18 protein-coding genes are annotated in these 19,906 nt (G+C 52.3%); 6 read left to right on the top strand and 12 right to left on the bottom strand.

Translation table 11 applies throughout. The features are described 5' to 3' along the window. Positions 1 to 20 precede the first annotated feature (20 nt). The 6 genes from AC0LWM_RS31260 (at position 21) to AC0LWM_RS31235 (ending at position 6,729) form a co-directional block, all read left to right on the top strand. Positions 21 to 1,268, top strand: a complete 1,248-nt coding sequence (locus tag AC0LWM_RS31260; RefSeq protein WP_474678957.1) for a glutamate-5-semialdehyde dehydrogenase — start codon at positions 21 to 23, stop codon at positions 1,266 to 1,268. A gap of 35 nt (positions 1,269 to 1,303) precedes the next feature. Next, the gene (gene proC, locus AC0LWM_RS31255) at positions 1,304 to 2,167 is read left to right on the top strand and encodes a pyrroline-5-carboxylate reductase (RefSeq protein WP_474678956.1); all 864 of its coding nucleotides are present in this window, start codon (positions 1,304 to 1,306) and stop codon (positions 2,165 to 2,167) included. Then, the gene (locus AC0LWM_RS31250; RefSeq protein WP_474678955.1) at positions 2,160 to 3,449 is read left to right on the top strand and encodes a 2,3-diketo-5-methylthiopentyl-1-phosphate enolase; all 1,290 of its coding nucleotides are present in this window, start codon (positions 2,160 to 2,162) and stop codon (positions 3,447 to 3,449) included. Before proC ends, AC0LWM_RS31250 begins: the two co-directional genes overlap by 8 nt. Before the next feature lie 41 nt (positions 3,450 to 3,490). Next, on the top strand, positions 3,491 to 4,171 hold the full coding sequence (locus AC0LWM_RS31245; protein WP_474678974.1) for a 2-hydroxy-3-keto-5-methylthiopentenyl-1-phosphate phosphatase: 681 nt from the start codon (positions 3,491 to 3,493) through the stop codon (positions 4,169 to 4,171). Between the two features lie 101 nt (positions 4,172 to 4,272). After that, complete coding sequence (mtnB, locus tag AC0LWM_RS31240; protein ID WP_474678954.1) at positions 4,273 to 4,917, top strand: methylthioribulose 1-phosphate dehydratase; 645 nt, start codon at positions 4,273 to 4,275, stop codon at positions 4,915 to 4,917. Positions 4,918 to 4,962: 45 nt separating this feature from the next. Beyond that, positions 4,963 to 6,729 carry a proline--tRNA ligase gene (locus tag AC0LWM_RS31235; protein WP_474678953.1) on the top strand — a complete coding sequence of 589 codons (1,767 nt, stop codon included), beginning with the start codon at positions 4,963 to 4,965 and terminating at the stop codon, positions 6,727 to 6,729. A gap of 75 nt (positions 6,730 to 6,804) precedes the next feature. On the opposite strand, the gene AC0LWM_RS31230 is transcribed toward AC0LWM_RS31235, so the two are convergent. The 12 genes from AC0LWM_RS31230 to AC0LWM_RS31175 all read right to left on the bottom strand — a co-directional run bounded on the left by AC0LWM_RS31230 (position 6,805) and on the right by AC0LWM_RS31175 (position 19,644). Then, a complete protein-coding gene (locus AC0LWM_RS31230) occupies positions 6,805 to 7,407 on the bottom strand; it encodes a class I SAM-dependent methyltransferase (RefSeq protein ID WP_474678952.1) in 603 nt (200 codons plus the stop codon). A 104-nt stretch (positions 7,408 to 7,511) separates the two neighbouring features. Continuing rightward, positions 7,512 to 8,597 (bottom strand): acyltransferase, encoded by a 1,086-nt coding sequence (locus AC0LWM_RS31225; protein WP_474678951.1) that lies wholly within the window; start codon positions 8,595 to 8,597, stop codon positions 7,512 to 7,514. Positions 8,598 to 8,762: 165 nt separating this feature from the next. Next, positions 8,763 to 10,538 (bottom strand): PKD domain-containing protein, encoded by a 1,776-nt coding sequence (locus tag AC0LWM_RS31220; protein ID WP_474678950.1) that lies wholly within the window; start codon positions 10,536 to 10,538, stop codon positions 8,763 to 8,765. Positions 10,539 to 10,726: 188 nt separating this feature from the next. Next, the gene (locus tag AC0LWM_RS31215; RefSeq protein WP_474678949.1) at positions 10,727 to 11,380 is read right to left on the bottom strand and encodes a DnaD domain protein; all 654 of its coding nucleotides are present in this window, start codon (positions 11,378 to 11,380) and stop codon (positions 10,727 to 10,729) included. 36 nt (positions 11,381 to 11,416) lie between these two features. Beyond that, positions 11,417 to 12,712, bottom strand: coding sequence for an asparagine--tRNA ligase (gene asnS, locus AC0LWM_RS31210; RefSeq protein ID WP_474678948.1), 1,296 nt, complete (start codon positions 12,710 to 12,712; stop codon positions 11,417 to 11,419). A gap of 17 nt (positions 12,713 to 12,729) precedes the next feature. Then, positions 12,730 to 13,956 (bottom strand): acetate/propionate family kinase, encoded by a 1,227-nt coding sequence (locus AC0LWM_RS31205; protein ID WP_474678947.1) that lies wholly within the window; start codon positions 13,954 to 13,956, stop codon positions 12,730 to 12,732. Then, positions 13,953 to 14,825: a 3-hydroxyacyl-CoA dehydrogenase family protein gene (locus AC0LWM_RS31200; RefSeq protein WP_474678946.1), complete on the bottom strand. Its 873-nt coding sequence runs from the start codon at positions 14,823 to 14,825 to the stop codon at positions 13,953 to 13,955. Before AC0LWM_RS31200 ends, AC0LWM_RS31205 begins: the two co-directional genes overlap by 4 nt. Positions 14,826 to 15,126: 301 nt before the next feature. Next, positions 15,127 to 16,635 (bottom strand): AAA family ATPase, encoded by a 1,509-nt coding sequence (locus tag AC0LWM_RS31195; protein WP_474678945.1) that lies wholly within the window; start codon positions 16,633 to 16,635, stop codon positions 15,127 to 15,129. Beyond that, entirely contained in the window at positions 16,628 to 17,161 is a 534-nt protein-coding gene (locus AC0LWM_RS31190; protein WP_474678944.1) for a hypothetical protein, read from the bottom strand. Before AC0LWM_RS31190 ends, AC0LWM_RS31195 begins: the two co-directional genes overlap by 8 nt. Before the next feature lie 181 nt (positions 17,162 to 17,342). Beyond that, on the bottom strand, positions 17,343 to 17,762 hold the full coding sequence (locus tag AC0LWM_RS31185) for a heme-copper oxidase family protein (RefSeq protein ID WP_474678943.1): 420 nt from the start codon (positions 17,760 to 17,762) through the stop codon (positions 17,343 to 17,345). Between the two features lie 116 nt (positions 17,763 to 17,878). After that, entirely contained in the window at positions 17,879 to 18,418 is a 540-nt protein-coding gene (locus AC0LWM_RS31180) for a cell wall elongation regulator TseB-like domain-containing protein (protein WP_474678942.1), read from the bottom strand. Beyond that, positions 18,391 to 19,644, bottom strand: a complete 1,254-nt coding sequence (locus AC0LWM_RS31175; RefSeq protein ID WP_474678973.1) for an amidohydrolase — start codon at positions 19,642 to 19,644, stop codon at positions 18,391 to 18,393. The genes AC0LWM_RS31180 and AC0LWM_RS31175 overlap by 28 nt, the downstream gene beginning before the upstream one ends. Positions 19,645 to 19,906: the final 262 nt, after the last annotated feature.

Raw genomic sequence — 19,906 nt, 5'->3', positions numbered from 1 at the left:
AGGTTGAGGAGGAACTGTTCATGAGTGAAGTAAAACAAAAAGCGGCGCTGGCCAAAGAAACGACCGGCGTCTTGAACAAATTGACGACCGCCCAGAAGAACGAAGCGCTGCTGGCCATGGCCGATGCGCTTGTTGCGAACGGGCAGTCGATTATCGCCGCCAACGAAATCGACTTGGCGCGCGGCAGAGAGAACGGCACAAGCTCCTCCCTGCTCGACCGTCTGGCACTGAACGAGAAGCGGATCGAGGCGATGGCGGAAGGACTGCGCCAAATCGTGGAGCTGCCCGACCCTGTCGGCGACACGCTGGAACGATTCGAGCGGCCGAACGGGCTCAAGATCGTCAAGAAACGCGTGCCGATCGGCGTCATCGGCATCATCTACGAAGCGCGCCCGAACGTAACGGTAGATGCCGCGGGTTTATGCCTCAAAACCGGCAATGCGGTCGTGCTGCGAGGCGGCTCCGCCGCGCTCGAATCGAACCGACGCATTATCGAGGTGCTGCATGAGGCGATGGAAGCGACGGCCGTACCTATGAACGCGCTGCAAATCATCGCCGATCCAAGCCGTGCTTCGGTGGACGAGATGCTCAAGCTGAACGGCTTGATCGACGTGCTCATTCCGCGCGGCGGCCACTCGCTTATCCAGAACGTCGTGCAAAATGCGAGCGTACCTGTCATTGAAACCGGCGCGGGCATTTGCCATACGTATGTCGATGCCACCGCCAAAGCGGACATGGCAGCCGCCATCGCCATCAATGCGAAGGTACAACGTCCGTCGGTGTGCAACTCGATGGAGACGCTGCTCTTGCATCGCGACTTTGCCAAGGCGCACCTGCCTGCTCTTGCCGAGCAGTTCCTGCACGCGGACGTGGAGCTGCGCGGCTGCGAGGAAACACGGGCGCTTGTCTCCGCGGCTGTTGCGGCGACGGAGCAGGATTACGCAACCGAATATAACGATTATATTCTGAACGTGAAGGTCGTCGGCGATTTGGATGAAGCGATGGCGCATATCCGCCGCTTCGGCACGATGCATTCCGAGTGCATCGTCACCGAAACAGCCGAGCATGCCGAACGGTTTCTGCAGGAGGTTGACGCGGCGGCGGTTTACCATAACGCCTCCACCCGCTTCACCGACGGCTTCGAATTCGGCTACGGCGCGGAAATCGGCATCAGCACGCAGAAGCTGCACGCCCGCGGACCGATGGGACTGCCGGCGCTCACGTCAACGAAATTTTGCATCGTAGGCAACGGACAAGTCCGAGCGTAATCTTTTATTTCATATCATTGTGGAGGAGAAACCATATGAGAGAGATCCCTTCCTTATTGTCGCAAAACATATGCTTCTACGGCGCAGGATCGATCGCCGAAGCGCTCATCCGCGGGCTGCTGGAGCAGCAAAAAGCGCTGCCCGAGCATATCTCGGTGCAAAATCGGCAAAACCGGGAAAGATTGCTGCTGCTGAACGACCGTTTCGGCGTTCGCATCCCTTCGTCCGAATCCGACAAGACGGCGATGCTGCGGGAAGCGGATATCATCGTTCTGGCGATGAAACCAAAAGACGCCGAAACTGCGCTTTCCGGGCTTTCTTCCGTCATTCATGAAGGGCAAATGATCGTATCGGTCATCGCCGGTCTTTCCATCGAAACGACGGAGCGGATCTTGGGCTTCCGCCCGCCCATCGTTCGTACGATGCCGAACACCTCGAGCACGATCGGTTACGGCGCAACCGGCATCTGCTTCTCCGGCCAAACAACCGAAGCGCATCGCGCGCTTGCTCTGGAGCTGTTCTCGGCCATCGGCACGACGGCCGTCGTCGACGAGTCGCAGATCGATCTGATCACAGGCGTGTCCGGCAGCGGTCCGGCCTATTTCTATTACATGATGGAGGCGGTCGTCGCCGCTGCGGTGGAAGGCGGCCTGGACGAGGCCATGGCGCGCGAGCTGACGCTGCAAACCGTATTAGGCGCGGCGCAAATGGTAAAAACTACGGCGGAAGATCCGGCCGTCCTGCGCAAGAAAGTGACGTCCCCGGGCGGAACAACCCAAGCCGCCATCGAAACGCTGGAATCGTACCGCTTCACCGAAGCGGTTCGCAAGGCGATTTTCCGCGCTGCGGAACGCGCCGGCGAGATGGGGGCCATGATAGGAGGAGTTTACCATGACTGACTATTGCCTCGCAACGTACCGCTGCTTTGACGACAAAGCGGATTTTCATAAAAAAGCGCAATCGATCGCCGTCGGCTTAACCGTCGGCAGCTGGACCGATTTGCCGGAAACGAAAAAGGAAGCGATGGCGAAGCATCTGGGCCAAGTCGTTTCCGTACAAGCCTATGAAGCTGGAGAAACGCCCTTCGGGGCACGTTATGCCGATATTTCCATCGCTTATCCGGACATCAACTTCAGCCGGGATATCCCGGCACTGCTCGTTACCGTATTCGGCAAGCTGTCGATGGACGGGCGAATCAAGCTGATCGATCTGAAATTTTCCGAGTCGTTTCTACGCGGCTTCGCCGGACCGAAGTTCGGGATGGACGGCGTCCGCTCCCTGCTCGGCGTCACCGATCGCCCTCTCCTGATGAGCATTTTCAAATCGGTCATCGGCCACGATCTCGCCGGTTTGAAGGAACAATTTTACCAGCAAGCGCTTGGCGGCGTCGATTTGATCAAGGATGACGAAATCTTGTTCGAGAACCCGCTCACTCCGCTTGAGCGACGCGTGGAAGCTTGCATGGCCGCGGCCAAGGACGCCGAGCAGCAAACCGGCCAAAAGCTGCTTTACGCCGTTAACTTAACCGGCCCGACCTCGCAGCTTGCCCGGCAAGCGAAACGCGCGATCGAAGCCGGCGCGAACGCGCTGCTGTTTAATGCGCTAGCCTATGGCTTCGACACGCTGTACGAGCTGGCGAGCGATCCCGACATCACCGTGCCGATCGCGGCGCACCCGGCGCTGGCCGGTGCGATGTATCCGTCGCCGCATTACGGCATCGGCGCATCGGTGCTGCTCGGCAAACTGATGCGGCTCGCGGGAGCCGACCTCGTCTTGTTCCCTTCGCCATACGGCTCCGTCGTTATGCCGCTGGCGGAGAATATGGCGATCAAAGACGCCTTGCTCACGACCGATATGGCAGGCGACTATATGTACGGCACATCGCCGGACAGTCATGGCTCCGACACGCCTAAGCTGAAGGCAAGCTTCCCTGTCCCTTCCGCCGGCATTCATCCGGGACTTGTGCCGAACATCATCCGCGATTTCGGCGGCGACGTTGTCGTAAATGCGGGCGGCGGCGTACACGGCCATCCGATGGGCGCGGCCGCAGGCGGGCAGGCGTTTCGTCAAGCGATTGACGCCGTACTGCAAGGCCAGTCGCTTCAGCAATACGTCGAACAAGCGCCGCAAGAGCGTCAAGCGCTGGCGGCGGCGATTCTACTCTGGGGGGTAAAGTCATGACCGAAGCCATAGATCAGCAAGCGGCATTCACATCTCAGACGATGGCGAAGGCCTATGGCAAGCAACCGATCATTTTTTGCGATTTTGACGGTACGATTACGAACAATGACAATATTGTCGCCATCATGAAGCATTTTCGTCCCGAAGGCTGGGAAGCGATCGTCGACGACATCGTCACGCAGCGGAAAACGATCCGCCAAGGCGTCGGTGAAATGTTCGCTCTCCTCCCCACGTCGAGAAAAGAAGAAATCGTTCGTTATGCGATCGACAACGCGACAATACGTCCCGGATTTGCCGAGCTGCTCGCTTCGTGCGAGCGTAATGGCATCCCCTTCTATGTAACGAGCGGAGGCATTGACTTTTTCGTCTACCCGCTGCTCGAGCCGTTTCCGATCGCCAAGGATCATATTTATTGCAACGCCAGCGATTTTGGCGGGGATACGATCCGCATCCTGTGGCCGCATGCTTGCGACGAGCACTGCTCGAACGACTGCGGGATGTGCAAAACAACGATCATTCGGGGGTATGCGAAGGAAGATTATTTCCGCATCCTGATCGGAGACAGCGTGACCGATTTTGCCGGCGCCAAGCTGGTCGACCTCGTATTCTCCCGTTCGCATTTGACCGACAAATGCGTGGAGCTGGGGCTGCCGCACGTGCCGTTCGAGACGTTTCACGACGTGACGTCCTACCTTTCCGAATTGAAAGTTTTGAAAGCATAAAAACATATTCGCATAAATGGTCATTGTGAGTAATAGGACGATAGCAAGAGGTAACTAGTACATGCAATATGATTAGCTTCAAGAAAGGATTAGACACGATTATGGAGTTTGCATCGATTCCGTTAGAACATAAACAACGCGCGCTCGCCGAGCTGCGCGACATCAAAACGACTTTCGCCGCGCAAAAATGGTTCCCCGGCACAAGCGGCAACCTGTCGATCCGGGTAGGCGACTATAGCCCGGAGCAGTTTCATTTTGCCATTACGGCCAGCGGCAAGGATAAATCGGTAAACACGCCGGCCGACTTCCTGTTCGTCGACGCGCAAGGCAAACCGGTCGAAACGACGGGACTGAAGCCTTCCGCCGAAACGCTCATCCATTGCGAAATTTATCGTTTGACCGGCTGTGGCGCGATTTTTCACGTCCACACGGTATTCAATAACTTGGTTTCCGAGCTGTTCTGGGACCGCCAGTCGATTCCGGTTGACGGCGTCGAGCTCATTAAAGCCTTTAACATTTGGGACGAAGAGGCGCACATCGATATCCCGATCGTGCCGAATTACGCCCATATTCCGAGCATCGTGCCGCTCATTGAAGGCAGCATGAAGCCGGGAATCCCGGGCGTGATGCTGCGCAAGCACGGGATTTATGCTTGGGGTGCCGACGCTTTCGAAGCGAAGCGCCACTTGGAGGCGTTCGAGTTTATTTTCGAATACGTGTACCGCTGGCATTTGTTGAACAAGTAACACGCTGAACTTATATATCAATTCTAATCCTAAGGAGGCCGGTCCATGAGACAGCAGCACTATCTCACCGCGACGCTGCGCGACGTTCCAGCCGACGCGGAAGCCGCGAGCCATCGGCTCATGCTGCGCGCCGGTCTTGTCCGGCAGCTGGCCGCAGGCGTGTACAGCTATTTGCCGCTGGGCCTGCGCGTGCTTAGGCGCCTGCAATCGATCGTCCGCGAGGAAATGGACCGCATCGGCGCCCAGGAGGCGTTTCTGCCGTCGGTGCAGCCGGCGGAGGTGTGGAAGCAATCCGGACGTTGGGACGTCTACGGCCCCGAACTTATGCGATTAACGGATCGGCATGGCCGCGAATTCGCATTAGGTCCGACACATGAAGAAGTGATTACAACGATCGTGCGCGATGAAGTCCGCTCGTACAGGCAGCTTCCGCTTACGTTGTATCAGATTCAGACGAAATTCCGCGACGAGCGGCGTCCCCGCTTCGGCGTACTTCGGTCGCGCGAATTTATGATGAAGGACGCTTATTCGTTCGATACGGACGAGGAGAAGCTGGACGCAAGCTATCGTGCAATGTACGGCGCATATACGGCGATATTTTCGCGCTGCGGCCTGCAATTTCGAGCGGTCGAAGCCGACTCCGGCGCGATCGGCGGCACCGGGACGCATGAATTTATGGTTCTTGCCGACATCGGGGAAGATACGATCGCTTATTGCGACAGCTGCGATTATGCGGCAAATGTCGAAAAGGCCGAGGCAAAAGCTAGTCAAGAGGATAATCAGAGCGGCATTGAGGATACAGAGCTAATAGCCGACGAGCAGGACGGTATCGAGTACAAGAAACTAACCGCCGTTTCGACGCCGAATATTCGGACGATCGAACAACTGACCCACTTCTTGCAGGTGGAGTCCAAGCAAATCATCAAAACGATGGCGGTTGCCGTCGACGGCCAAATCGTTATTGCGCTGCTGCGCGGCGACTATGAACTGAACGAGCTGAAGCTGAAGCATCTTTTTCAAGGGACGCTTATCGAGATGTTGTCCGAAGAGCAGATCGCTGACGAGCTGAAGTCGGTACCCGGTTTTATCGGCCCAGTCGGATTGGAACGATACCCGATCATTGCCGACCATAGTGTTCGCGGGATGGTCAATGCCGTGATCGGCGCTAACAGGCCTGATGAGCATTTGATATGCGCCCGGCCCGGCCGCGATTTTGCCGTAAAAGGATATTTCGATATCCGCAATGCTCAGCAGGGCGACTGCTGCCCGCGCTGCGGCGACGGACGTCTGTCGTTTACGAAGGGCATTGAGGTCGGTCACATTTTCAAACTGGGTACAAAATATAGCGAGAAACTCGGGGCGACCTTTCTTGACGAGAATGGAAAATCGAAACCGATCATCATGGGCTGTTACGGCATCGGCATCTCCCGCCTGCTGGCGGCGGTCATCGAACAGAACCACGACGATCGCGGTATTGTCTGGCCCGTGCAACTAGCTCCCTTCGATGTTCATTTGATTCCGATTCAAGGAACTGATCCCGACCAACACCGTCTTGCGGAGCAGTTATATTCGACATTGCAGCGGAACGGTTACGAAGTTTTGTTGGATGACCGCAACGAACGGGCCGGCGTTAAATTCAATGATGCCGACCTTATCGGACTGCCTTACCGAGTCGTGATCGGGAAAAAAGCGGCCGAAGGTATCGTTGAGTGCAAAAACCGCAGGACAGGCGAATCGATTGATATTCCGGCAGATCGGCTTATCGAATATATTCGGCAAAACGATGGAGACTTCGGTAAGCCGACTCATTGAATATACAAAATAAGCAGTCGAACCTTCAACGGGTCGGCTGCTTTTTTACTGTAACTCGTAGTTTTATATTTCTTGTTATTTCTGTAGAATAAGGGCTTGAAAATGAGGTTGCCCGTCTTGTAATGGAATTGTATCAAAACCGATTTCCTTAAAATATTTACCTGCCAACATTTTTACAGTATGGTCAAAATATGATGCGAAGAAACGTTTCGGATCACACCAATCATTTTCCCACACACCTTCTGAATCATTTCCACCGTAAATTCCCATATAAAATAAGGCATATGGTTTCATAACCCGTTTTATTTCCAAGAGTACCTCATCTATTTCACTTTTAGGCACATGTAACAGACAGTTCAAGGCATATACAGCATCAAACGTACAGTCAGCAAAATCTAAATTGTAAAAATCCATTACATATGCTTGAAGTCCCTTCTCCTTGCAATAGCGTATCATTTCAGGGGATAAATCAACACTTGTCACTTCAATGCCATTTTCTTTGAAGTAAAGACTATCAAAGCCTGTACCAGCGCCAATTTCAAGTAAATATTTTTTATTCGATGAGAGTAATTTTGTCAGAAACTTTTCTCTCTCGATAACCTTCCACTCAACGGTTTTGGCATTTACCCTTCTATGCGAGTCGATATCATACGATTTAGCTAGATTAGCCTTATTCAAATTCCACTCCTCCATTTACATTAACTTAAGAGTCCGCTCCTCAGTCAAAATTGATATGATAGTTCAAGCGAATAACTCTCTTGTCATCCAACGACTTTCCTCTTCTATCGTCCGATCACAATCCATGACCAACGAAACCTCCGGACAATGCGATAACCGATCCATGGAAGGGCTAGCGCAGCAATTCCGCCTGTAAGGATGCAGGCGTGATACAACAGCGGAGACGACGCGTTCAGCAAGTAGCGGCGCCAAACCAACAACACGAACGGATGGGACAAATAAATGGCGAAAGAGCCTACTCCTAACGCGACGAATAGGTTAATCAGCTTGGCGTTCATATTTTGCATCCAGGCTGATAAGAGCAATAAAGCAATGCAGCTAAGTACAATATACGTGTAGTTCGATAAGGATGAATATTTTTCGATCCAGTTCAATGTCGTCCCCCAACCCGGCCGAATGAACAATACAGCTTCTTTGCCGACAGCTAGCACGCCTGCGCACAATGCCGCGCCAATCCACAAACCCGCTCTTCTCTTCAGAACCCGCATGACTTGGTCATAATGCAACCCGACATACGCGCCAAGCAGGACGTATAACGAATAGAAGAAAATGACGCTTCCGGGAGCATAAATTTTGAAAACCGTTTTGTTCAGGATGATAAAGCCAATCTGCGCCAAAACCGCAATAACGAATAAATACCGGCGAAGAAAAGCAGCTTTGCGAATGAGGACCAGCAAAAACGGGAACAGAGCGTACAGCTGGATAATGATAATCATAAAATAGAGGTGCGAATAATTGCGCCCCCAAAGCAGCCTGCTGAAAAAATCGACCGTATCGTCCATCGTCAGTGAATGTCGAATGCCCAACTGCAAGACAAGGAAATAAAATAACGACCAGGATACATAAGGAACAACGATGTACATGAACCGTTTCTTGGCGTAGGCCAACCACACCTTGGCCCCTCTCAAATGCTCGTAATTGTAAAACAATACGACCGCGCTTAAAAAAATAAAAACGGGTACGGCAAACATCGAGCTTTTATTCAGCACGAAATAGATCGGGTACATGAATGATTCCTTCGACAGAAACGCAACCGGGTAGGCGGTTGTATGAATTAGAACAACGGCCATGATCGCAAGGCATCGGTACATGTCCAGATACGGAATTTTGGCTTTTGGAGCAATCGTCATTGGATCTCTTTCCCCTAGTTTTTTCTATTATTTTCTAGCCCCTTTTCTATTGACGTTGCTATGCCTAGTAAAGTTTCGTATAACAACCAATATTTGTTGAAATAGATGCAAAAAAGCCACTCCATCAATATGGAATGGCTGCTTTTCTGCAAAACTACTTCTCTATTATAACAATCGTTCAGGGAAAAAGACGAGCAGCACAGGCAAGGAGCTTGCGCCTGGCGAGCTGAACGTTATGGTCACTTCCGGCGGCGGATCGTCCTCGCTCGCTCCCTCCGGCAAATTCTGCGTATACAGCAGCACTGCGTCGCTTGGTCCGGCAAATCCGCCGTTCGGCACCGAAATGACCTTACCGTTAACGATGACCGCGCCCGCAAAATTGCCTGCACGCGGATTCAGTACGATGCGCATGCCATAGGAGAGGTTTTTCAGCTTGATCGTCGTGACGGCACCATATTCGCCGCCATCGACCGTATTTCTGCCCGACAATGCATCGAAGCCCGGAATCGTGTCTCCGCGATCGCCTAACCGGAATTGCATTTCGGTGTCGATAATTTGGTTGACTTCGATGGATCGATCTGTATTTTGAAACGTCCCCCGGTTGCCGACTCTTTCGAGGATCGGCAAAGCGAACACATTGGATAACGGATCGTCAAACTCTCTTACCATTACGGTCGTAAACAGCAGCGGTCCGTCCGTATCGACATCGATCAACCCGGAGAGGCCGTCGCCTTCGTTCATGACGATTTTCTCCAGTTCCGGCAGCAGGACGATCGAACCGTTAGCAGGTACCGTCATGTTTTTTTTGGCCGAGCCTGTGAAATAACGCTGTACCGCGGCATAACCGAATTGCAGCGCGCTTGGACTCGGGCCGGCCAGACCTTTGTTCCCTACCGTCAAATTTATATCGGATGATTGCTGATTCGTTACAATGATTGCCAGTTTCAAACGTTCCTGCGAACCGTTCCGGTGATGCAGGAAGATGCGGCCCGGACCGGACAATACGTCCTGATACAACACTCCGCTCTCAAATACTCTTTCAGGTGCGTTGGACAAATATAGCGTACGTCCGCCACGCGTTTCGCTGGAGTTTAAGCCTGGGTATTCTTTCATGAGGGCGTTGTCGATTTTTACTTTGTCCCCAGGTTCCCCATAACGCATGTAATATTCGAACGGCGTATACATCACTTCGTCCGTTACGCGAATTTCCTTCGTTGCGATATTGCTTTGTTCTCCGTCGTTATCGTAAACGGAATGGGTCACCGTGTAGGTACCCGCTTCGAAAAACACTTTTTTCTTTTTCGCAAAATCGGATTTTTCGATTTTGCCGTTCGTCGTCCACTCGGATTTGACGATTTTGCCGTCGGGGTCGTAGCTCTTGTCCTGAATATCAAATGGTTCCCCGCGTTTCACGACCGTCGGCGCCGTGAAGTCGGCAACAGGCTTAACATTCGGCTCCGGCAAAAACACGATGTCGATTTTGCGTTCCGCCGGACTAAACGTATACGTCGCCCCTGGCCATAACAAGGGAATCGCAGACAAAGGCAAGTATGTACTTCCATTCAGCTTCAGCACCGGCGCCGGCAGCAATACATATTCATTGTTATGCTTCGAGCCGCGCATGTCGTTGTTGACCGTGATTTTGTTGAAATACGTGTCGATATGAATGCCGTTCTTGTCCGTATACAGCTTTGCGCCGAGCGTTGCGGCAAGCGTGCTCGCCGGTATCATCGTCACGCCTTTTACGACGGGAAAGGGTGTCCTGATTTTCTTCTCCCCGTTGACGATCAGTTCGGTTCCTCCGTGCACAAACGACAAAGTAGCCGGTCCTCTTGCTGCTTGCGTTTCCCCGTTTCCGAATCCGACGGCCGCGGTGAACATCACCGACAAAGCAACCGCCAATCGAAATAAGCGCGGACCGCTTGTTCTCTCTCTCTTCATCTGTTCTCCTCTCTCTCTACAAAAAAAAAGCTCTCCGCCCACACTATGTTAGACGGAGAAACTAGGCAAAAAGTTACGGACTGGAAAATATTTTTAATTTATCGTAAATTCTGATAATCTTCCGATTGATCGTTCAAACCAATCGCATCGTAGGCGAATGCTGAACGATCAATCTTCCGATTGATCATTCAAACCAATCGCCTTTGCTGTGAATATTGCTTAGCCTGCTCCGCCGTCTCGATCCGATTGCGGCTCCATTCCAGCAAAATGCGGTCGATATATCGGATATGCATCTTGCCGGCGAATACCGCTTCCTTCAATGCCGTCAATATGAGCGTCTCCGAATAGCTGTCCCGATCGATCCAATTCGCGATATTCTCGCATTCCATCGGCGTCAGCGGCCTGCCGAACTCTTGCTCGAATACGGTAAATATATCATTCGACTCCGGCAGAGGCGGAGCGGTCGATTTGGACTCCTCCAGCACGCAGCGCGCAAGCTTCTCATACATGCCGTACAGATTGTATTTCTCCGACTGAACGGACGTTACGGGATCAATTTCTTCATCAATGGTCAGAAACCGTTCCTTCATCAGATTTTGCAGCGCGACAATAACCGCTTCCGGTGAAGCGCCCATACGCGACTGGATTTCTTCTATCGTCGGGAACGACTTCTGCTCCTTTTCCTTAAAGGCAATCAATTGAATGAGCAGCATCGCTTCCGTATCGTTCAGCTTAAGCTTGCGGTACGATTTCAACAGCAGGAACGGCACGCTGGCGGAACCTTCTTCAAAATAATGCATAAATGCCCGCGTCATCGTTTTTGACATGTCAGCCTCGTTCATCCGCCTCACCTCCTTCCATGATCTCGCTTCAAGAAGCTACGGATATAAACGGTATAGCAGCCGCGGGAACGGAATCGTTTCGCGGACGTGATCCAGGCCGCATATCCATGCGACAGTCCGTTCCAAACCGAGGCCGAAGCCGGAGTGCGGCACAGTGCCGTATTTGCGCAGGTCGAGGTACCACTGATACGCTTCCTTAGATAGCTCGTGCTCGGTATACCGTTCCTCGAGCAACTGAGGGTCGTCGATCCGCTGCGAACCGCCGATGATTTCCCCATAACCTTCCGGCGCGATCATATCCGCGCACAAAACGACTTCCGGCCGATCCGGATGCGGCTTCATATAAAAAGCTTTGATCGACGTCGGGTAATGGGTAATGAACACCGGCTTATCGTAATGCTCGGCAATCGCCGTTTCGTGCGGCGCGCCGAAATCTTCGCCCCATGGAACGTCGAAGCCGTTTTTGTTCAGAAACTCGATTGCTTCGTCGTACGTGATGCGCGGGAAAGCGCCGGTGACCTTCTCCAGCTTCGAGACGTCGCGGCCAAGCGTCTGCAGCTCTGCCGCGCAATTGTCCAGGACGGAACGTACGATGTGCGAAACGAACTGCTCTTGGATACGCAAGCTCTCTTCCAGCTCGACAAACGCCATCTCCGGCTCGATCATCCAAAATTCGATCAAATGGCGGCGCGTCTTCGACTTTTCCGCGCGGAACGTAGGCCCGAACGAATAAACGCGGCCCAGCGCCATCGCCGCAGCTTCCATATACAGCTGGCCGCTTTGCGTCAAATAAGCGTCTTCGTCAAAATATTTGGTATGGAACAGGTTCGTTGTCCCTTCGCAGGACGACGGTGTCAGGATCGGCGGATCGACAAGGTGGAAGCCCCGGTCATCGAAAAATTGCTGAACGGCACGTATGATTTGCGCCCGGATCACCAAGATCGCGCGCTGGCGCGGCGAACGAATCCACAGATGCCGGTGATCCATCAGGAAGTCGACGCCATGTTCTTTAGGCGTAATAGGATACTCCTCGGCGATTTGAATAATTTCGACCCCTTGCAAAGTCAGCTCAAAGCCGCTTTGGCTCCGCGCATCTTCCCGCACGGTGCCTACCGCATAAAGCGAGCTTTCGTGCGTCAACTTGCCGGCCGCTTCCCAGATGTCCTCGGCGACTTCGTTTTTGACGAGCACGCCTTGAATAAACCCGGTCCCGTCACGCAGCTGCAAAAACTGGATTTTCCCGCTGGAGCGCCGGTTATGAACCCAACAGCCGATCTTTACCGTTTTTCCGACATGCTCGCTTACTTCGCGAATGGTACACTGCGTAGTCATTGAGATGGCCTCCTCGCTTATTTTGATTCCGCAATACCTTGTTTTCCTTTGACAAGCCTGAACGTATCGCGGGCAATCATCAATTCTTCGTTGGTCGGTATAACAAGCACTTGTACTTTGGAGCGCTCGGAAGATATGCGGCGGTTGTCGCTCGAGGACTGACCGTTTAACGCCGGGTCGACCTCAATCCCGAAAAACGTCAGCTTCTCGCAAATCGTTTGCCGCAGCAATGCGCTATTCTCGCCGACGCCGCCCGTGAAGACGAGTGCATCCAGACCGTTCATCGCCGCCGTATACGCGCCGATATATTTGCGAATCCGGTATTCGTACATGTCGAAGGCCAGCTTGGCGTTTTTGTCGCCTTCGCCCATCGCCTCGATAATTTCCCGCATATCGCTGCTTATGCCGGATACGGCCAGCAAACCGCTATGCTTATTCAGCATCGAGCTGACTTCGCTTAACGTCAGTTCTTCCTTGTTCATCGTAAACGGAACGATCGCCGGGTCGACATCTCCGCTGCGCGTACCCATCATGAGCCCTTCAAGCGGCGTCATCCCCATGCTCGTGTCGAACGATTTGCCATGCTGCACCGCCGTGCAGCTCGCTCCGTTGCCGATGTGGCACGTAATCATATTCAGCTCCTCGATCGGCCGATCCAGGAATTGTGCTGCCTGCTTGCTTACATAGTTGTGCGACGTGCCGTGAAAGCCATAGCGGCGGATTTTGTGCTTCTTATAAAGTACCATAGGAATCGCATACAAGTAAGAGCTGCGCGGCATCGTCTGATGAAATGCGGTGTCGAACACGACCGCTTGCGGCACTTCCGGCATGTTCTGCTCGACGGCCTGAATCCCCATCATGTGCGCGGGATTGTGCAGCGGCGCCAGATCGTACAGTCGTTTGATCTCCTGCTTCACTTCAGGTGTCACGATGGCTGATCCCGAGAAGGCTTCGCCCCCGTGCACGACCCGATGGCCGACGGCTTCGATTTCTTTAACCGAGCCTATGACCCCGTGCTCTTTTGAGGTAAGCATCTCCACCACCTTACGGATTGCCGTCGTATGGTCCAAAATTTCGCTGACGACCTTAACATCCGGCTTTTCGGACGGTTCATGCGTCAATATTGACGATTCCATCCCGATCCGTTCAACCTTGCCTTTCGCCAGCACCTCTTCGGTAGCCCCCATACGGAACAACTGGTACTTCAAAGATGAGCTTCCGGCATTTACGACTAAAATATTCATAAGCGGTCACCGTCCTTATCATACCGGAAAAATCCCGACCCTGTTTTGACCCCGAGCTGGCTTGCGCGGACCATTTTCTTGAGCATCACGGAAGGACGGTATTTGACATCGCCGAATTCGCGGAACATGCGCTCCAGTGCGGCAAGCACCGAATCCAGACCGAATCGGTCCGCCATCTCGAGCGGTCCGTAATGGAACGAATAGCCGATCCGCATCGCACTGTCGATATCTTCAGCCGAAGCTACGCCTTCCTGCAACACATGCAGCGCTTCGTTGATGAGCAAGCAAATGAGCCGGGACGTGACATACCCCGGAGACTCGTAAACCATAATTCCTTTTTTCTGTATCGTTTCTTCGACAAAATGCTTCACATCGCGGAACGTTTCATCCGAAGTTTTTAAACCGCGAATGATTTCGACCAGATCGATTTTTGCAACCGGATGCAAAAAATGAAGCCCGATCACGCGTTCCGGCATTCTTGTCGATTCAGCAAGCTCCGTCAAGCTAAGCGTAGACGTATTGCTGGCCAGGATGACGTTTTGCGGGCAAACGCGGTCGAGCGCCGCGAATACTTCCTTCTTCGTTTCCAAATCTTCTGTTACCGTTTCGATAATCATATCGCATGAAGCCAATTGACCGTATTCGGTCATTTCGTGAATGCGGGACAAGACGAGCTTTTTCTCGGCTTCGGTGATGGCCCATTTTTCAAGCTGTTTATCCAGGCTTACGGTGATCATGTCCAACCCATGCTGTAAATTGTCGGCCGTTTTTTCCAGCAGATACACTTCGAGACCTTGCATCGCGAGCATTTCGGCAATGCCCTGACCCATCGTTCCGGCGCCGACAACGCCTATTTTTTTGCGTTCCATGTCCTCACCCACTACGTCTAATGTAAACCCTTCATTAAAAATAATACATGTTCCCCACCGAAAAGACCAGCGATAAACCCATCCAGATTATGAAGCTTCTTTGCCAATTGCATGACAAATTTATGCTCGGCCCATACGTGGCCTTCAATCCTTATTATCGTTTATGATAGAGATAGCCTAATATGCCTCCCAGCACGGACAAAATGCCGCCTCCGCCCGAAAAAAGCTCTGCGGAGATCCAGACAAAAAACCCATGAACCAATCGGTTCATGGGTATCCGAGTTTAACGAAACATCTGCATTTACGCCGGAATCAATTCGCGGCATCGTTTCAGCAAATCGCGGAACTGGTCGCCGGACAATACCTCTTCGGCAATCAATATATCCAGCGACTGTTCGAATACGGTTCGATACTGCTCAAGCAGTTTCTTCGTCCGGTCGAACAGTTCGTCCAGAATCGCCGCGTTTTCCTTCATCAGCTCTTGCTTCGTCACGTTCTGCACGTTGACGATGCCAAGTCCGGTTAGTCCGGAGTTCATCATCGTTTCCACGATATTGAGCGCTTGTTCGAAGTCGTTGCGCGACCCGGTACTGCGGCCGTTATAAAAAATTTCCTCCGCAGCCGCGCCGCCAAGCGCGATCATAATCTGCTGCTCCAAGAACGGCTTCGTGTACAAATATTGGTCTTGCTGCGGATTATGCCTTACATAACCTAACGCTTGCCCCCGAGGGCTCAGCGATACTTGCGACACGCTGCCCGGGCGGACGAGCTCCGCCGCGATTGCGTGGCCGAGCTCGTGCATCGCAACGCGCTCGCGCTCTTCTTTCGTCGCTTCACGATCGGTTTTTTCGCCCATCATCACTTTATCGATCGCCAGCGACAGATGGCGCTGTTCGATTAGGTCCAGGTTCTCGCGAAGTGCATAGATCGCCGCTTCGTTCATGACGCTTTCGAGCTGCGCACCGGAGAAGCCGAACGATTCCTCCGCGACCCGGTCGAGAACGACCGACTCGTGCATCGGTTTATTTTTGCCGTGGATGCGCAAAATATGCTGACGGCCTTTTTTATCAGGCAAATCCACTTGGATGTGGCGGTCGAAACGACCTGGGCGCAGCAATGCGCTGTCCAGCATTTCCTTGCGGTTCGTCGCTGCGATAATGAGAACGCGCGGTGTTTCGCTGGAATGAATGCCGTCCATTTCGGTGAGCAGCTGGTTAAGCGTTTGGTCATATTCCCGATGCTGCCCGCCATCGCGCTTGCCGCCGATCACATCGATCTCATCGATAAAAATGATGATGTTTTCTTTGTTTTCCTTCGCCGCGCGCGCCCGGCCTTCCTTGAAAATATCGCGGATGCGGCTCGCGCCGACGCCGACGTACATTTCGACGAATTCACTACCGGCTGCTGCAATAAATACGGAGTTCGTGTAATGCGCAGCGGCTTTCGCCATCAGCGTTTTGCCTGTTCCCGGAGGTCCGGTCAACAAAATGCCTTTGAGCGGTCGAATGCCAAGCTTCTTGATCTCCTCATGGCGAATAAGAAAATCCAGCGCCTCGATCAGTTCTTTTTTGGCGCGGTCCTGACCGCCAATGTCGTCGAAGGTCAGGAAAGACGGGGTTCTGTTCTTCGTATATTTCCGCTCAGAACCGCCGCCTATACCGAAATTGCCGCGCATTTTAATCGTGTAGAACAATACCGTACCGATCACGGCCATCATAAACAACGGGACAATGTTCACCCCGATGAAATACAGAAATACGAACACGACGGGAATGATCCCGATAAACAGCTCCTTGCCATATTTACTCATTCGGCCACACCCCGATCTTCGCCGGCGTACGAGGCAGAATTACGAACTTGCTGTGCTCACCGTCCGAAAGACTCACATATACGTTCGTATCGTCCATCTCCGTCGACACCTGAATCTTCGGATTCGATTTGGCGATATCGCCAAGCGCTTGCGGAATTTTCGAGTAATGCATCGTTTCCATCGCTTCGGCGACTTGGAACAACGATTTCGACCAAACCTCCTCGAGTACCGGTGAGGATTCATTCGATGCTTCAATGTTCAGCTTACGGCTTCCGATAATCGAAGCTCCTTCTGTTGCAACTTTATTATATATTTCACGAAGGTTTGCATCCTTCGAAAGCTTCAGCTTCACGGATACTTCTCCGGAACTGATGTTCATCTGCGATTGCTCGACACCCGGTGCTTTGTTTACGATATCGGACAATGGATTTTCCATCGCAACGCTATTGTATACGAACCAACCGCCGAACAACACAACCGAAGAAACGACAAGACTAATCGCGATAGGCATGAGACGCAATTTCAAGTTGACGTCCCCCTTTCTAATAATTGTTCAAGTTTTTTATATATCGTCCGTATGTATAAGAGTATATCACATGATGTATACGAAATGGCGATGCAATGTGTGGAAGCGCTGGGCATCGCGCATGAACAAATAAGCCCGACACGCGATAATCGCATGTCGGGCTTGCTATTAGATCGAAATATTATGCGGTAAAATTACGTTTGGCCGCTTCATATAGTTGGCTGGCATCCTTTGCTTTGACGTTCTTGATCACATTGATGGCAAAGAGCAGAACGCCTAAAATAATCAGGATTGCACCAACGCCGATGATCGGACCGTAAGGCGTATCTTGTTCCAAGTACAGGAGCAGGAACAGAGCAATCATCATAATCGGCGTGCCGATGTTATGCAGCCAGAAGTGCACTTTGGCTAGCGCGCTTTCGCCGGCTTTCGGAAACAATACATAGATCAGCCCTGCAATGCCCATCGATACCCAGCCAAGCAAATTGACGTGCGCATGTACGCCTGAATATTGATGCTGATCGGCAAGTTCCATATACAGTCCAAAAGCGACACCGATCAAAAAATAAATGACAGCCACTTTCAAAAACTTCACGCCCATCGTACCATCACCCTTTGCCATAATATTTGGAAAAATCCAAAACTAATCGTAGCACAAGAATGATGGTGCAACAACGGGTGATTTCACAATTTGTTCAAAAATTTCGTTGTTCCGTTTTACCGGTTCGGTAAATATACCGTTTCAATGAACGCCCCATCCGCAAAGCGATAAAAATCATAATTGAACCGCGTATCGCCTTCCTTGTCCTTTTCCTTATAGAAAGCTTCCCAAACATATTGTCCTTGAAAATATCCCGGCGTCAACCGCATTAAGGAGATGTCCGTCTTTTCCTTCAAAATCTGTTCCTTTAGCTGCTCCCGGGATCGGCCGTTTTTCTGAAGCTCGGCATGGACGCTGTTTGTCCCGACCCAGACGATCATGCTTTCGCCGTCTTTGTTCTCTCCGAATATGATCCGATACGGGTCGTCCCAAACAAACGAATCTACGCGATTTACCTTTACAAGGTCGGTTTGCTCCTTGGCTTTTTGCACGGCAACGGCATCCTCGTTCCATACATCCGTATGCGCGTATACGTAAAACCGATGCAATCCGAATAAGATAAGAGCTAATCCCAGCATGGAAATCAGGATGAATCGCCGCTTTTTCGAACTTGCGCCTCTTCTCGCTCTCATCGCTGCAGCAAACGGTCGAAGCATGAGGATGCTTCGAATTTGATTTTTTCCTCATCCAGCGTCAGACATTCGCCGCCCTTAATCAACTGCCGTCCGTCAACCCATACGTCGGTTACGTCTTTGGCCGAAGCACTGTAAACGACATGCGAAATGCAATCCGTGCGCGGCAGGAAATGAGCCTGATCGGCATCCAAAGCAATAAAATCGGCTTTATTCCCCGTTTCGAGCGTTCCTACGCCGTCCAGCCAGATTGACTTCGCCCCTTGCACGGAACCCATGCTGAGCGCCTCAAAAGCCGGCACGGCCGTCGGATCGCCCGACACGCCTTTATGAATCAACGCCGCAAGACGGATTTCTTCGAACATGTCCAAATTGTTGTTACTCGCCGCGCTATCCGTGCCTAGCGACACGAGTACACCCGCTTTCAACAGCTCCGGCACCCTGGCAATGCCGCTGGCCAGCTTCAAGTTGCTGCCCGGATTATGCGATACGCGAACATCGTGAGCGCGCAAAATGGCGATTTCTTCATCCGTCAGATGGACGGCGTGCGCAACGATTGAAGGTCTGCTGAATAACCCAAGCTTCTCCAGATGAGCGACAGGCCGCAGGCCATAGTCTTGGACGTTCTGTTCGACTTCGGCTCTTGTCTCCGACATATGCGTATGCATCGGCAAATGAAGATCGTGCGCGACACGGACGAATTTTTCGATATAGTCCGGTGGACAAGTATACGGCGCATGCGGAGAAATCATCGTTGTGATGCGACCGTCGGCTTTAAGGTGCCAATCCTTGGCGAAACGCGTCGCTTCATCCAGCTTCGCTTTTTGCACCTCATCGGAGCAGAGGCCGATGACGCCGCGCGTAAGGCAGCCGCGCATGCCGGATTGCTCCACGATTTGCGCGACCGTATCCATATGATCGTACATATCGACAAAAGCGGTCGTACCGCCCTTCAGCATTTCGACGACGGACAGCGCCGTCCCCCACTTCACATCTTCGGACGTAAATTTGCCTTCCATCGGCCACATTTTTTCCTGCAGCCAGACTTGAAGGTTTAAGTCATCGGCGTAACCGCGCAGAAGCGACATGGCCGCATGGCCGTGCGTATTGACGAGTCCGGGCATAAACCATTTGCGTTTGCCGTCGATCGTCTCATCGAATTCGCCTTCCGGACGCGTTTCGCCGATATAAACGATGCGATCGCCCTCAAACGCCATATATCCTTGAACGACCGGCCGCTCGGCCGCCATCGTAATAAACGTTCCTTGTTCGATTAATGTTGTTTTCACTTTTGCCACTTGTGCACGCCCTTTCGCAAACATTCAACTTTTACTGTACAACGACCTGCAACCAAATGCAAGAAGAAGGCGCACACTCTTCACTGCAGCAAAAAAACCTGCACTGTGGTCTTACCCCTGTCAAGTAGACATAAGAAAAAAGCTATGCTGCCAACGCGCACCGATATTCAATCGGTGCGCGTTGTTTCAGTTTGGCTTGAAACCTCTGGTAGTT

The sequence above is a fragment of the Paenibacillus sp. sgz302148 genome, from assembly GCF_056120465.1.
Note: the sequence above shows the minus strand (reverse complement) of the source record. Positions and strands in the feature narration are given on the sequence as shown.